Origin of the sequence: Psychrobacillus sp. NPDC093180 (assembly GCF_044754065.1) — a bacterium.
Classification (GTDB): domain Bacteria; phylum Bacillota; class Bacilli; order Bacillales_A; family Planococcaceae; genus Psychrobacillus.
Window position 1 is genome coordinate 232,324 of the sequence record NZ_JBIVOJ010000005.1, and the last position, 14,520, is coordinate 246,843.

Here is a 14,520-nt window from a genome sequence, read left to right on the forward strand (position 1 = left end):
CATATTTTATGTCTGAAAACAACTATACTTTTTAACAAAGCCTTTGATATATGTCTATTCATAAAAGGAGATAAAAAAAGTGGAATATAAAGTAAAAACCTATGAAGATGCCATAAAGGTAATCGAAGAAATCGGAATACTCCCCCTTGCCCCTTTAATACCAGATTTCCCTTCGTTAAATACCATTACTCAGCCAGAGTACTGGCATTCTGATACAGAGTGCGATCCTTGGATTTGGAGAACAAAATTCTCAACTGATGGGGTTGCAGGATACGGCAAATTCATAAAGAAAAAATCGATATTAGTTTCAATCCGGCTTCTTCCATATGTGAAAAAGGTCATAGGGTATGATGAGTCTGTTGAGGAGCGCTATTTTAAAGGGAATGTATCAAAAGAAGCGTTTGAAATTTACAAAATCATTACTCAGTTGGAAGGGATAGATACAAGGGCTTTAAGAATAAAAGCAGGTCTAAAGGAACGCGATAAAAAGAAGCTATTTGAAAACGCGTTATTAGAATTGCAAGGATCAATGGATATTGTCATTTCGGGCATACAGGAGAAAAGAAATGAAGTCGGGGAAAAGAATGGCTGGAGCAGTACAGCTTTTGAAACATATAATTCTTGGGCTAATAGAAATAAAATAGAAACAATAAATATAGACAAAGCCGAATCAAGAAAATATCTGCTATCCTTTTTTTCTAATGTATGTAGTAATGAATCACTAAAGAAGCTCGAAAAAATATTTGCATCTTAAAGAGAAGAGATGTTGGGAATTAATTTAGAACTGACAAAGAAGATTATGATAAAAGATACGCTCTCAATATATATTTCTTCAAACAGTACTATCTTCTGAAACAGTTCCAGTTACTATCACGAAAGGGCAATACAAGTGCTCGTTTTTTATTGAATTAAATAGTTGGTTAAATTTTTACACTTAAACTAACATATCAGGTTAGTTCAAGAAGTATCTTGGGTTTGAAGGTAAGTTAAAGTAAGGGAGTGATTATATTATGGGGTTACAAAACTGTGAGATATGTAAATCGCAATTTAAGTGGAGTAAAATATATAAATCTCTTTGTGCAGCATACAGACCTATTCAATGCAGTCAATGTGAGTTGAATCATAGGATAACTTTTTCTTCCAGGATTCTATTAGCTTTATTAACAGTTCTACCAATAATGATATTTGGATCTTACTTTTTAAATAAATGGTCTTTATCTATTTCTTATATCGCATTAATAATGATTATATATGGTATGTTTTTATCGGTGTTTTTTCCATATTTAGTGAAATATAGTTCTGATAACTGAAGATGTTTCTACTGCTTCGATAGCTTGGATGCTTAAAAATCGATTTCTATGGTTGCTTTACTTCAAGAAGGAGTAAAGCCTTTTTTTCTATTTGAACTAAAGGGCAGGTTAGTGAAAGAGGAATAAAAAAACTAATAGAATATAAACATTGAGTCTTAGGAATCTCATCAATTAATAAATATTAAATATTAGGAGAGTGAGTGACATTAATATAAATCAAAATGTAAAAACTTCGGGTGCTTACGTTTTATATAGGGGGCTGTTTATTTTTCAAGTTGGACCTACAGAAGAGGCAGATAAACTTGGAGTAGTTAGACTAGGTGGACATAAAGAATTCGAAGAAACTGCATTAGAGACAGCTTGGCGTGAAGTTTTTGAAGAGGCTTCAATGAAAATAACTCCAATAAATTCCCCAATAACTTATTATATAAGTGAGTGGGAAAATAAGCCTTCCATAATACAGATGAGCGAGGAAATAGCTCCAATTTTAGTTAAAGGAAATGCGCAGGAATCTTTATCAATAATGTATCTTTCCTACTCTGAAAATGAACCATATCCCTCCTCAGAAACTAATGGACTTCTACTACTAACTCCAGAAGATGTTCATTTTATCTGTAATAATAAAATTACTTTAAATGATTTTATTAAACAAAATGGAAAAGTGATATTAAAAGAAAATATAAATAGAGATTTATTTTTAACACCTTTTCCTCAACTATTATTTCTTTCAAAATTGTTAAAAGAACATTCGGATATATTCATCATAAAAAAAATTAATTAAATGAGAATGTTCGTGAAACTATACACTTAAAATAACTGGTTCTTTACTTCAAGAAGGAAAATTGCGAAGTTGAAAGTAAGAAATTAATGACAATCGAACGTTATATAAAAATGAAAACTGAATGTAAAGGCTTAATTGAAATTCAAAAGAAAACCACCTAACCTAAGGAACAGTGTATACATTGAAATTAGGCTATCAATGCTAGGTGCAAAAAATATCACTTGATAAGTTTATAGAAAACATTAGAAGTGTTTAGCACACAGCATGTAGATTATCTGCATCGACTGGAGTTCAAGATTTCTTCTTACGGTATGTCTTAATAAAAACAAAATAAATAAAGGCAATGTATGGAAGACTAATAACGGCGATTATTAGAGCTGTATGCATGAGCTTCACCTCTTCTGAAGGAACAACAGAACGTAGATTGGCAAAATCAACAGAGCTTCCTAAGAACTGCTTTCGGTTCTGTGTATAGGCATTATAAACATTTGAATTGATATTCATACACGATTTTTCGACTATTAAGAGACACTTTTGCATAAAATTTCTGTCAAAAAAACCCCTTACAGAGGTTTATAGCGAAAATTCTATCTTAATTATTAATTGGATTGCTTCTGCAGCATATAATAACGACAATAGAGGTTATTCATTTTTGTGTACTAGGGGGGTAAAGATGCTTGTTCAAAATTATATGCAGCAGCTAGGCTTGTCAGCAGAAATACGAGGTATCAAAAATTGATCTCATATAGTTATTGTTATATTTCCCTTGGATATGTATAAAATGAATAATCCCAAACTAACATGAGGTGAATTCAAATTGGATAAAAGAGTTCAATTCGACTTTGAAATTGATTTTACTAATGGTGGAGGAATACAAGGGCAGGAATTTCGTCTTGATATTGATGGAGTTGACATTTCTGACGAAGAGTTAGCTAAGTATATTGTAGAGGATATGAGGTTGCTAATGGTTGGTGAAGTCAGAATTCTTAACAGAAAAATCATTAATGAAAAACATAAACGAAGACCTGCTGATGAGAATTCTGAGCAATAACCTCAAGCAAAATGTAAGAGACCCAAGGATCCTTTTTGAACGGGAAAGATAAATTTTAGAAAAGGGTTTATGAATGAGCTGCTTAATAAAGCATGCGTGAAAATATAGAGGATAATAGGGAATGATTTAAGTGGTACGATTAAACATTGGTGAGGTTTTTGAGGTAGTTACATTAAATGGAATAGGATTATTTCAATATGTTCATAAAGACGAAACAATTGGAGAGTTAATACGAATATTACCCTGCTTACTTGAGGAAGGTTATGTTATAAAAGATGAATTAGTGAAAAAGAAAGAATTATATCTTATTCATTTTCCTTTGGGAGCAGCATTAAATCAAAAGCTAGTAACTCAGAAAGGGAGTTATCCCATTCCACAAAATTTTATATTCCCTAAAAAGTTTAGAAGTGAATATTTTGTAAATGGTGAATTGATTTGTTGGCATATTATTGATTATGATACTTGGAAAAGAGAAGAAGTCGATAGAATATCTGATGAACAAAAGCAACTATCACCTTGGGGAATTTGGAATGACACTTTACTTAAACAGAGATTAGCTGAAGGATGGACGTTAGATAAATGGTTTTAGTTTATTAACTTACGGTTGCTTTACTTCAAGAAGAAGTAAAGCCCGTTTTCTTATTGAACTAACTCATTAGTTTAGTTGAAGAAGAAAATGGAAGTTTTTATGTCGCATTTGGCTCAAAACGAGAAAAAAAGAACTGTACAAAAGGACAGTTCAATCAATAAGTATTATTTTGCATTCTTTAGAGGAAAAATGACTTTGTTATAAAAAAATCTTTCCCATTTGGCTAACAAACCGTTTCCATTTTCACCACGTTGTATTTCCATTTCGTGGTTTTTGTGAAATACTGCTCTTCGTTTATGATGATTTTTATGCCATTGATGGAGAGTTGCTTGTTTCATTTTTATTCCTCCTCCGATTATTACTATAATTATATCCCTGGTATAGATAATTACAAAGTTATTTTTATCAACAAGTTTTGATAAAAATTTAACGAGTGCTTTACTTCAAGAAGGAGTAAAGCCTGTTTGTTCAAAAAAAGCAGGTTAGTTGAACAAGTAAATACAATAATGGTAATTTTAATTGAGATGTTTACTTAAAAGCGGAACTTCAAATCGTTTCAAACGTATGAAAGAAATGGGGCAAGCTGAATAATTATAAACAGGAATATAGGAGGTATGAAATTTGAAAATCCAAAGAATAGATCATGTGGGTATTATCGTCAATGATCTCTCTGCCGCTAAAGAGTTTTTTCTCGATTTTGGACTTGAGGTGAAGGGAGAATGGGAAATGGAAGGAGACTTGATGGGATATGCTGTTGGGCTTACCGACGCTAAAGTAGCGTGTGTTGGATTGGGAATGCCAGACGGTCAGACCTGGATAGAACTAATCAAATTTTATACACCGTCAGATGAAAAAGGTATTCAGCAAACCTTTACAAATACGCTGGGTATCCGACATATTGCATTTACTGTGGAAGATATGGAAGCTGTTGTCGATAAATTGGAAAAGAAGGGTACGGAAATCTTTAGTGGTATACAGCGATATGAGGAAAGTTATAAATTATGCTACGTTCGGGGCCCGGAGGGAATTATTTTGGAGTTGGCTGAGGAAATAAAATAAGTAATGTCAATTAAAATGATAGTAGGACTCTTTGTTACTTTCTAATTTTTTGTTTGAGGTGATCAATATTAAAATTCTGTTTATATGTAGTAAAAACAAATGGCGAAGTCCAACAGCAGAGAAGGTATTTCATCAATTTAATGGCTATGATGTGAGATCAGGAGGAACAGAGGCTGCAGCTCGGATTAAGGTTACGAACGGACACATTGGATGGGCTGACGTTATATTTGTGATGGAAAAAAAGCATTTAAGACGATTAAAAGACAGGTTCGGTCCTATGCTTAGTAATAAGAAAGTTTGGAACTTAGACATTCCAGACGATTATGAATATATGGACGAAGAGTTAATTGAAATTTTGAAAGCTAGAGTGGGAGAATATATTATTGTTCCGGAGTAGCATTCATGAATATTGAATTTAGGAGTGAGGGTGGTTTTGTAACTGTTTTTATTCAGCTAAAGCATCAGGTTAGTTGGATAAGAAAAGAGAGAAAAAAGGGGATTATATACTATGAAAAAATGGATAAAGGTTTTACCGTTACTTGTTATAATCATTGTGCTTTTTATCTTTAGTGGATATAGGTTTACTGCATTAAGTGCTGCAAAAGGGAATTCATTCCTGTCAAAAGATGCGGAGTTAGTGGAAGCATATGATACAGGTAAATCTACTTTATTTTTATTTAAGAATGATAATGAAGAGATATTTCAAACAGTCTTATCTGAGAAACATGGATTATTACATAGAAGTCGGGTATCTACCAACGTACCAATCAGTGCAGATGGGATTCAAACTGTAAGTGGTTTTAGCTTCACAGGAGAAGATGAAGCAGCCACATTGTTAAGTGTCATCTCTAATGATAAGGAAGTTGCATATATAGAGGCGGGTGTAGAACCTGATATAGAAAGAAAAGCAATTCAAAAAGGAGAGCGTATCTCGTTCTTATTTTCATTTAGCGAACAAGTGGAATTTTTAAATGCAACTGCATTCAATGACGAAGGGAAAGCTCTTTATTATTATGGTCTTTCCAAAAACGTCAGTCAGGTACATATTCCCGAGGATTTAAAGTGGCATAAAATCGATGATGAATGATTAGTAAGAGAAGGAAAAAAATCTGTTTCGAAAGAGGTGAATATAATAGCTAATCTATTGGTTGTTATAGGAATTGTTGTTTGTGTCATACAATTTTTCTTAGCTAAACAAGGTAAGAAAAAAGCGTCTTTATTTCTAGCAATTTTATTTAGTTTAATTGTATTTTTGATGATTTTATTTGGGCTTGTTATTTTAAAGTTATTTTTAACTTTTTGTGCTATCATACTTTGGGTTTTATTTGCTTGGGCACTTATAAAAAAGAAGAAATAAAAAAGCTTGTTAAAACGAACGTTCAGCGGAACGGTTTTGAAAGTGATAACAGTTTGGAGGAAGTATGAGAGTCTTATTAGAGTTAATACGAATTATCTTCCTATTTGCTATTGTTGGTACAATATTAGGTGGTCTTTTGTCAAATATATATTTAGAAATAGGCGTTAATACAGAAAAATTTGGTTGGATAGGTTTCACTGCTGTTTATTTTCTTATGTTTGTACTGTACAGAAATAAATGGCAATTTAGCGGATGGTATAAAGGGAAAGGCAGAGAAAAACTACCGAAAAGATTTTCTCAAATACTGATTTTCAGTTCGATTTTCCTCTTATTATTACCACCAGTTCTTAGTTTCATATTTTAATTAAGTAAAATGACCATTATGTCGAAGTAGTTGTGTAAAAGAATTATTTTAATAGAAAAAGGGGCATTGGACATGGCGAAAACGAAAGAAAAAAGTGAATTATTGGAATGGGTGAAAGCAATAGGGATTGCTATCTTATTTGTCTGGGGAGTTCGATTTTTTATATTAACTCCTATTGTGGTTGATGGTGCTTCTATGATGCCGACGTTTGAAGATGGTGACAAGGTAGTAGTGAACAAAATTGGGCCAAGATTGACGGAGTATAAGCGATTCGATGTGGTTGTATTTGAAGCAAAGGAAGATACAAATTATATTAAACGTATTATTGGTATTCCTGGTGACCGCATCGCTTACGAAAACGATGAGCTTTTTATTAATGGTAAGAAGTATGAGGAACCTTATTTAGAAGAATATAAAAACGCTTTGATAGACAGTGGTACCCTTACGGAAGACTTTACTTTAGAAGAAAATCTAGGTGAAGTAACGGTGCCGGATGGACACTTTTTTGTACTAGGAGATAATCGACGTTATAGTACAGATAGCAGAGACCCTCGAGTTGGTTTTGTCTCGATGGAAAAAGTATTAGGAACTGCAAAAATGGTTTATTTTCCTTTAGATAATGTAAAGTTAATAAAATGAAAAAGAGAATCCGTAAACCGATGATCTTGGATGGAAAATATAAAAATTCTAGTATTGTCAGTTGGTAGAAATAATCAATTGGCTTCTTTATGGAATTAACTTTAAACGGATAAAGCAATCTCATTTATACACTATGTATATACTAAAGTTAGGTCTAATAATTATACTGTGGAGGTGATTTCGTGTTTAAATACAATGTTTGTTTTATAAAGAGTAATGAGCGTATCTTAATGTTGAATCGTGAAAAGCCTCCAATAATGGGCGTGTGGAACGGCGTTGGGGGCAAATATGAAGCTGGAGAAAGTGCTGATGAGGGTGCGAAACGGGAAGTATTCGAAGAAACAGGCATTAAAGTAAACGAATATTTTTCAAAAGGTGTAATCACTTGGAGTAAAAGTGATGAGGAGAAAGATGGGTTACATGTGTACTTATTCGAAGTAAATGAAACATTAGGAAATGAACCTATACAAAAAACGAGAGAAGGAATTCTCGATTGGAAAGAAATTGATTGGATCATGCACCCGAATAATCTTGGGATTGCTGAAATGGTAACTCAGTATTTACCTGTTCTATTAGCCAAAGAAGGCGATTACCTATTTGAGTACATAGATGGGATAGTAAAACTCATGGAGACTTCAACAATAGCAGGGAGGTAAGTATGAAATATTTCATAAAAGAAGAAAACCCTAACAATCCATATCAAATTTTAAAGTATGAGAAATATGAAATACCACTACAGGAAATAATGCTCTTTAAGCAGCATAAAACGGAATTGGTAACCTATGCTTTATATAATGAAGAAGGGATCGTCTATTTACTAACAAATGTTTCGGTTTTGAACAATTGCATCTGTGGTTACGGTACCTATGGTAAACCATATTGCAAATTGGAAGAGATTAATAGTTACCCTTTAGATAAATTAGATCAGGATGCATACAACTGGTTTATGACACAAGCCAGATAAATTGGCCGTATATAAAGAAAGTATGAAAACTGAGGGATAGAACTTGAAGTAAAAGGTGCTTTAGTTCAAGTTCTTATGTCTGTTTAGGTAATTCGTTTTCTTCTTCAGCTAAAAAACATAATCTTAACGGTTATTCCTATAAGTCCGATACTTAAAATAATAAGTGATTTTATATTCCTGTTTTTACTTTCTTTTCTTCTACGGTCTTCTTTCAATATCGGATATTCCTTTTCAATGCTTTTCATAATAATTGCTCCTTTTTAGGCTTTTTACCTTAATACGAAGTAATCTAAAATTAGTTTCAATAAAACTGATTTTTCTGTATTTAAAGGTACCAAGTTCTGAAACAATTTAGAATTGTGTTAGAACCTGGTACCTGTCACTATAAAGGAAAAATGGAGGATGGATAATGGATAAAAGCGGGTTGTTTAAGGATTTTAATTTTAAATTAGTAGTAATTGAGGCTTTATTAGATAAAGAGCCACTATTTTTAGGAGAATTAACAGACTTACAAAATAAGTATACAAACAGCTTTGAATGGTATTCTGGACAAGGAGCCATTGTGGAAATCAGGGAATATCTAGAGGAGTTAACTTTGGAAACAAGTGACTTGGACAAAATTGAGTACCTCTGCTTCGATGGGGGGAATGAAATTTATCATATCCTAAAACCAGATTGGGATGGTGAGGATAGTTTATTTGATGTAACATCCGTTGAAGGATTTCAACATCTAAAAAATTTAAAAACTGTGGATTATATTTCCATGTGTTCTCCAGAAGTGTTAGAGCCATTTAAAGAAGCTGGGATTGAAATTATGTATTAATGAGGGTTGAGCTATTTTAGCAGGGAGAGAAAAAATGTGAATAAAACACTGAAGTACTCATTAATCGGCCTTGCTTCCTTTTTTCTGATTTTGTTGGGATTCTACATTTTATTGAGATGGGCTAAGCAAGATGAGTTTTTAAAATACGATGACGGAGTAACAATTGAAGTTTATAATTCAAGTGAACAAGCAATAACGGATTTAAGCTTCTATATTGCGTTTGATCGCAATCAGGTACATCAGGATGTAGGGACGATTGATGTAATAGGGCCTGGAGAATCCACCAGTCTTTATACTCACCAAATAAAAGACACGGGTAATGATAAAAGTTTATACTTACATTATCCCATCAACAAAACCAAAGCGGATGTTGAGAGTCTAGCTTATTTAGCATCTAATAAACCAAGTAAAGTTGTAGTTATTTTAGAAATAACAGGAATTGATAACACGGGGAGACTTTTATTTCGGGTAAGAGGATATGAAGATGTTTTTGGAAAATATGAATTTGATTTGTCTTCCACAAGAGAGTAATTGGTTAAAAGGTACTAAGGAGTGCGGAAAATACATAAAGAGAGTAGTTGTTAATTAATGAAGAAAACAAATATTTCTCTTATTCCTTTTATTTGTTTTGGATTAATACTTGCAATTATATTCACGATATTACCTATCTATTTATTATTCTTTTTAGATGAAACACCAGATGAGTATAAAAAATACGATAAAGGAATTACAATAGAAGTAAATAATTTAAGCAATAAAATCCTTCCTGATCTTAAATTTTCATATAGTGGGAATCGTTCTGACTTTACTGAGTTAGAAACCATAAAAAGTCTAGAACCTGGATCTACAGGAAGATATACTGGTAGCACCAAAGATTTAAAAACAAGTGACATCAGTGTTTACTTGCACTACAACAATGAGAATGGCGAAACAAAAGAAGATAGTCTACTATATTTTTATACAAAACAACCCATAAAAGCTGTCGCTGTTTTAAACATTTATGAAGTAAATCCGCAAGGGTATTTACAATATGAATTAACTGGTTATAATGGTTGGTCGAAATTTGGCCCAGAGGAAATTAAGTGAAGGATACTAAAATAACTATATAGTTTAAGACACAGGTTCTTTCAGATCAATAAAATCCGAAGGGGTCGGCTTTTTTTTATTCTAAATTATTTTACAAAAGAGAATTAACTTAATTAAAAGACAATAGTGCACATAGGGTTGTGCAGGGTTAACAAATCAGAATTTTCTATTGTTTGTCATTAACAATATGGCTACTTTTTATTGGCTAAATGGTCTAGCGACACAAGCGTGATAACCTAGTATAATAAGCATTTAATGCAGGCTGCTGTTTTGATTAGCAAACAATCTAGTCAAATGTCTGTAAAAATTAACTTATTGGAGGTTACTAATGGAAAAGGAAACAAATATCAAAAAGAAGAAATTTCAGCTTCCGCATATTTATGTCATTCTATTTATTTTCAGTGCGCTTGCAGCCATTTCGACTTACTTTATTCCAGCAGGAGAGTTTGAGCGTGTGCCAGGTCCTGAAGGAAGAACAGCGATTGATCCGAACTCATTTTCTTATGTGGAATCTGCACCAATTGGTATAGCTGATTTCCTTACTGTTATTCCGCGGGGACTGATTGATGCGGGGGAAATTGTATTTTTCACGTTTATTATCGGTGGTATGTTTATGGTACTGAAGACAACTGGAATTATTGAAGTAGTTGTGGACAGGCTAGCCAACCGTTTTGCCAAAAAGAGTATTTTACTTATTCCGATTTTAACTATTGTATTTGCGATTGGAGCAACTTTAATCGGAACACCTGAACTTTCGTTAGTATACATACCTGTTATTATGCCATTAATCATTGCGTTAGGATACGATTCCATTGTGGCTGCTGCGATTGCTCTAGTAGGCACGGTAGTCGGCTTTACTACTGGGATTTTAAACCCGATCAACGTTGGGTTATCGCAAAAAATTGTAGGAATTCCGGTTTTTTCAGGAATAGAAATGCGACTCATTCTCTTTGTTGTCTGTATATCAGTCGGCATCTATTTCATCATGCGCTATGCAAAAAAGGTACAGAAGAATCCTTTAAACAGCTATGTGTATGAGGATGATCAAGAAAAAAGAAAACTTTACAAGCAGAAAGAAAAAATTGAAGCGAAAAGTATGAACACAAGACAAAAATATGCTTCGGTTGTTGCTCTCCTTTTCCTTGGGATGTTAGTGTTTGGTGTACTTAAGCTCGGCTGGTTCATGGTAGAGATGGCAGGTCTGTTTATCTTTATGGGAATTGTAGTCGGCCTTATTGCAGGACTTAACGCAACTCAGATTTCTAATGCCTTTACGGAAGGATTCCGTGATGTGCTTATGGGAGCCATTATTATTGGGCTTGCCCGTTCTGTCGCTGTAGTGCTTGAAGACGGTCAAATTATGGATACGATCGTTTACAACCTGGGATCCCTGGTTGGTGAAATGCCATCTGTACTCGGTGCAGTAGGAATGTATTTAGTACAGCTGACTATTAACTTTATCATCCCTTCCGGAAGTGGACAGGCCTTAGTAACGATGCCGATTATGGGGCCACTTGCAGACATTATTGGCGTGACTAGACAGACAGCAGTGCTTGCATTCCAGCTCGGAGACGGCTTTGCCCATATTCTATTCCCGACATCTGGTTACTTTATGGCTGCACTCGTTATCGCCGGCGTTTCCTGGCAGAAATGGATTCGTTTCTATATGCCACTATTCCTTGTGTTTTCAGGAATTGGCGTTGTCACGTTAGTGATCGCTCAAATGATTCAATATACAGGCTAAGAGCATTAGATTTGAATAGGAAAAAAGCTTCTATCTATTTCTTTTCCATCTAATACTTTTATGTCAAAGCATAAGTTATCAAATTAACCCCTTTTCCGTGGAGGAGGGGGTTTTTTATTCTTCAAGTATTTTTTTGCATTGCTTTTTTATATGATAGATATATAACCAAACGTAAATATGATAGGTCTTGTTATCCCCCAGCAATTCCTATCGTACTGCGTACATAAAGGAGCTTGGTATTATGCATAATAGTCCAATTTAACCTTCCCTTTTTTCAAAGATAATTTCGAAAAATGGGGGATTAAATTGAAATCAAATCGTAATTTTCTTTATTTACTTGTAGGTCAATCACTAGCAAATATAGGTGATGTTATATATATCGTCGGTGTTATCAGCATGATTTACAGTTTAACTGAATCAGCTACTGCATCGGCTTTCGTTCCGTTTACGATTACTTTTTCCATGTTTATTTCAAGTGTTCTTACACCACTGCTAATAGGTAAGTTTAATTTGAAACATTTATTGGTTGGTTCACAAGTCGGAAAAACTGTCTTTTTATTTGGCTTATGTATTTTATTGATGACCGGGTTGGATGCAAATAAACTTGTCTTCCTATTTGTTGTAATTAGCTTGATCGCTCTTCTTGATGGTTGTGCAAATCCAATAAGACAGACTTTAATACCGTATTATGTGACTGAGGACAGCTTAGTTAAAGCAAACGGAGTAGCAGAAACAGTTACTCAGTCGATCCAAATAGGGACCTGGTTTTTTGGAAGTATGCTGCTAGTCGTGTTCAATCCAAACCAGCTTCTTTGGCTGGTTACTATACTATTTGTTTTTTCTAGTATTGTCTTGAGTTTGTTAAAAAACGTAGAACATAAAGAAGAAACAAGTGAAAACAAATGGTTTCAATTAACAAAAGGTTGGAAAACGATTAAACGGACACCGTTATTGAAAACAGTGGTCCGTATGGAAATTGTTGAAACGATTGCCGGATCCGTTTGGATAGCAGCCATAATATTAGTCTATGTGGAGCAGGCATTGATGGCAAAAGAGTATTGGTGGGGTTTTATTAATGCATCTTTTTTTGTAGGCTTAGTAGTAGGAAGTTTATTGTGCATTAAGTTTTCCTTAGTTGTAGATAATAGTCGACATGTTTTTATCCTGATAGGAGCATCTATGACATGCATTTTTACGGTTATATTTGGATTGACAAGTTTCCCTATAATTGCAGTGATCCTTTCTGCTTTAATTGGGCTTTTTGGACAATTGAAAAATATACCACAACAAACATTGGTTCAAACAAGCGTACCCAAGGAACAACTAGCGACTGTTTATACTTCTCTTGGCACTATAGGAACAGGTATGTTTGGAATTGCCTCACTCACCATGGGGATACTTTCTGACCTTTTCGGTGTGCGGAGTGTTTTTATTCTTTCCGGAATTTTACTTGCAATAGTTAGTGTTATTGCTTTAAAGAATCAGCGTTTATTTAAGAGAATAATTGAGTAATAAGAATATATTTATGAAAGAGAGAGGTATTTTTGCTTCTCTCTTTTTTAAGTATGATCCTGGCCCAAAAAGAAGGGATTAGTCTTTTTATGGAGAAATACAGTATGTCAGGCTATGGATTTTTTATAGCCGAAAATTAAGGAAGGGGTGACATATTGAAAAAGATAGATTTTCAAAATAGCATACCGATGAGAGGAATTCGCTCTTAACTAAGGTTAAATCCTCTCAAAGGTAATGGGAGGAAAAATACAAGATGATGAATTTAGGAAACATGGTCAGAGGATTAACTTCCGAGACTGTCGCAAAGAGTCTCATTCTATTCTGGGAGTATGACGAAGGGACGTTGGAAATTTGGCGTGCAAGTTCAAATTTCGTGTATGCTTTTAAAAATAATCAAGTTCCATACTTTTTAAGATTTTGTTCCGATCAGGATAACTCTGTTGAACAAATAAAAGCTGAACTAGAATTCATGCAATATCTACTATTGAATGAATTTCCAACTGTTTCACCGATCTACTCAATAAGTGGAAATCTAATTGAAACACTTAAGACTCCAGAAGGGACATATATTGCCACTGTCTTTAGTGCAGCAAAAGGAATCAATTTGGATGCTGATACAATTACCCAAAAACAGATGGAGGAATGGGGAAAATCACTAGCCTCCCTTCATTGTTTGTCAAAGACTTTCGAGCCTGCATTTGAAAGAAGAAAGAGTTGGTTGGATACAGTACAGTTCATGGAAAGTGTATTTCAAAAGCATCCAAAGGAACAAGCAGCTCTTCAAGAGCTACAAAAAGTGACTGCTTGGCTTCAATCGATACCTACTGGAAATGATGTGTACGGGTTGATACATTATGATTTCCAATTAGATAATATCTTTTTTGAAGATAAGAGTCACAGTTTCCATATAATCGATTTTGATGATGCGATATATCACTGGTATACGCTTGATATTGTAACAGCCCTTGATGATTTTATGGATGATAACAATCCACATTCCAAATTACTAATTCAGTCTTTTTTGAACGGGTATCGGTCTATAAATGTGTTAGAAGATGGCGCAGTGGCTCAGTTTCCATATTTTAAAAGATATGCGAACTTATATAAGTATGCCAAATTGCTAAGCTCTTTGGATTATGGAGAAATGACTATTACTCCACCATGGTTTGAAGAGCTAAAGGGAAAGTTAGTTCGGATTGCAAGCGAATTAAGACAGGGTTTTCAAAAGCAATGGTAAAAGA

20 protein-coding genes are annotated in these 14,520 nt (G+C 33.9%); 18 read left to right on the forward strand and 2 right to left on the reverse strand.

Going from position 1 to position 14,520, the window contains the following annotated elements; genetic code table 11:
- Positions 1 to 79: 79 nt before the first annotated feature.
- The 5 genes from ACIP9W_RS09720 to ACIP9W_RS09740 all read left to right on the forward strand — a co-directional run bounded on the left by ACIP9W_RS09720 (position 80) and on the right by ACIP9W_RS09740 (position 3,731).
- A complete protein-coding gene (locus ACIP9W_RS09720) occupies positions 80 to 754 on the forward strand; it encodes an AlkZ-related protein (protein WP_400788595.1) in 675 nt (224 codons plus the stop codon).
- A gap of 256 nt (positions 755 to 1,010) precedes the next feature.
- Positions 1,011 to 1,310 carry a TIGR04104 family putative zinc finger protein gene (locus tag ACIP9W_RS09725; protein ID WP_400788598.1) on the forward strand — a complete coding sequence of 100 codons (300 nt, stop codon included), beginning with the start codon at positions 1,011 to 1,013 and terminating at the stop codon, positions 1,308 to 1,310.
- Positions 1,311 to 1,515: 205 nt separating this feature from the next.
- Positions 1,516 to 2,091, forward strand: coding sequence for an NUDIX hydrolase (locus ACIP9W_RS09730; protein ID WP_400788772.1), 576 nt, complete (start codon positions 1,516 to 1,518; stop codon positions 2,089 to 2,091).
- 817 nt (positions 2,092 to 2,908) lie between these two features.
- Positions 2,909 to 3,142 carry a cyclase gene (locus ACIP9W_RS09735; protein ID WP_400788600.1) on the forward strand — a complete coding sequence of 78 codons (234 nt, stop codon included), beginning with the start codon at positions 2,909 to 2,911 and terminating at the stop codon, positions 3,140 to 3,142.
- A 130-nt stretch (positions 3,143 to 3,272) separates the two neighbouring features.
- Positions 3,273 to 3,731, forward strand: a complete 459-nt coding sequence (locus tag ACIP9W_RS09740; protein ID WP_400788603.1) for a hypothetical protein — start codon at positions 3,273 to 3,275, stop codon at positions 3,729 to 3,731.
- A gap of 164 nt (positions 3,732 to 3,895) precedes the next feature.
- Here ACIP9W_RS09740 and ACIP9W_RS09745 read toward each other — a convergent pair whose 3' ends face one another.
- Positions 3,896 to 4,069: a hypothetical protein gene (locus ACIP9W_RS09745; RefSeq protein WP_400788604.1), complete on the reverse strand. Its 174-nt coding sequence runs from the start codon at positions 4,067 to 4,069 to the stop codon at positions 3,896 to 3,898.
- Between the two features lie 283 nt (positions 4,070 to 4,352).
- Here ACIP9W_RS09745 and ACIP9W_RS09750 point away from each other — a divergent pair, with 283 nt between their 5' ends.
- The 7 genes from ACIP9W_RS09750 (at position 4,353) to ACIP9W_RS09780 (ending at position 8,114) form a co-directional block, all read left to right on the forward strand.
- On the forward strand, positions 4,353 to 4,790 hold the full coding sequence (locus tag ACIP9W_RS09750) for a VOC family protein (protein ID WP_400788606.1): 438 nt from the start codon (positions 4,353 to 4,355) through the stop codon (positions 4,788 to 4,790).
- A gap of 67 nt (positions 4,791 to 4,857) precedes the next feature.
- Positions 4,858 to 5,187 carry a low molecular weight protein tyrosine phosphatase family protein gene (locus ACIP9W_RS09755; protein ID WP_400788775.1) on the forward strand — a complete coding sequence of 110 codons (330 nt, stop codon included), beginning with the start codon at positions 4,858 to 4,860 and terminating at the stop codon, positions 5,185 to 5,187.
- A gap of 111 nt (positions 5,188 to 5,298) precedes the next feature.
- Positions 5,299 to 5,877 carry a hypothetical protein gene (locus ACIP9W_RS09760; protein ID WP_400788608.1) on the forward strand — a complete coding sequence of 193 codons (579 nt, stop codon included), beginning with the start codon at positions 5,299 to 5,301 and terminating at the stop codon, positions 5,875 to 5,877.
- A 334-nt stretch (positions 5,878 to 6,211) separates the two neighbouring features.
- On the forward strand, positions 6,212 to 6,511 hold the full coding sequence (locus ACIP9W_RS09765; RefSeq protein ID WP_400788610.1) for a hypothetical protein: 300 nt from the start codon (positions 6,212 to 6,214) through the stop codon (positions 6,509 to 6,511).
- Positions 6,512 to 6,583: 72 nt separating this feature from the next.
- A complete protein-coding gene (gene lepB / locus ACIP9W_RS09770; protein WP_400788612.1) occupies positions 6,584 to 7,150 on the forward strand; it encodes a signal peptidase I in 567 nt (188 codons plus the stop codon).
- A gap of 182 nt (positions 7,151 to 7,332) precedes the next feature.
- Positions 7,333 to 7,806, forward strand: a complete 474-nt coding sequence (locus ACIP9W_RS09775) for an NUDIX hydrolase (protein WP_400788614.1) — start codon at positions 7,333 to 7,335, stop codon at positions 7,804 to 7,806.
- Positions 7,807 to 7,808: 2 nt separating this feature from the next.
- Entirely contained in the window at positions 7,809 to 8,114 is a 306-nt protein-coding gene (locus ACIP9W_RS09780; RefSeq protein WP_400788616.1) for a hypothetical protein, read from the forward strand.
- A gap of 104 nt (positions 8,115 to 8,218) precedes the next feature.
- Here ACIP9W_RS09780 and ACIP9W_RS09785 read toward each other — a convergent pair whose 3' ends face one another.
- On the reverse strand, positions 8,219 to 8,359 hold the full coding sequence (locus ACIP9W_RS09785) for a hypothetical protein (protein ID WP_400788619.1): 141 nt from the start codon (positions 8,357 to 8,359) through the stop codon (positions 8,219 to 8,221).
- 164 nt (positions 8,360 to 8,523) lie between these two features.
- On the opposite strand from ACIP9W_RS09785, the gene ACIP9W_RS09790 reads away from it, so the two are divergent.
- From ACIP9W_RS09790 to ACIP9W_RS09815, 6 genes are all read left to right on the forward strand, one after another.
- Complete coding sequence (locus ACIP9W_RS09790) at positions 8,524 to 8,937, forward strand: DUF6892 domain-containing protein (RefSeq protein ID WP_400788621.1); 414 nt, start codon at positions 8,524 to 8,526, stop codon at positions 8,935 to 8,937.
- 36 nt (positions 8,938 to 8,973) lie between these two features.
- Positions 8,974 to 9,468, forward strand: a complete 495-nt coding sequence (locus tag ACIP9W_RS09795; protein ID WP_400788623.1) for a hypothetical protein — start codon at positions 8,974 to 8,976, stop codon at positions 9,466 to 9,468.
- Between the two features lie 57 nt (positions 9,469 to 9,525).
- Entirely contained in the window at positions 9,526 to 10,023 is a 498-nt protein-coding gene (locus ACIP9W_RS09800) for a hypothetical protein (protein ID WP_400788626.1), read from the forward strand.
- 328 nt (positions 10,024 to 10,351) lie between these two features.
- The gene (locus tag ACIP9W_RS09805) at positions 10,352 to 11,767 is read left to right on the forward strand and encodes a YfcC family protein (RefSeq protein WP_400788628.1); all 1,416 of its coding nucleotides are present in this window, start codon (positions 10,352 to 10,354) and stop codon (positions 11,765 to 11,767) included.
- A gap of 306 nt (positions 11,768 to 12,073) precedes the next feature.
- Positions 12,074 to 13,279, forward strand: a complete 1,206-nt coding sequence (locus ACIP9W_RS09810) for an MFS transporter (protein ID WP_400788631.1) — start codon at positions 12,074 to 12,076, stop codon at positions 13,277 to 13,279.
- 253 nt (positions 13,280 to 13,532) lie between these two features.
- Entirely contained in the window at positions 13,533 to 14,516 is a 984-nt protein-coding gene (locus ACIP9W_RS09815) for a phosphotransferase enzyme family protein (RefSeq protein WP_400788634.1), read from the forward strand.
- Positions 14,517 to 14,520 lie beyond the last annotated feature (4 nt).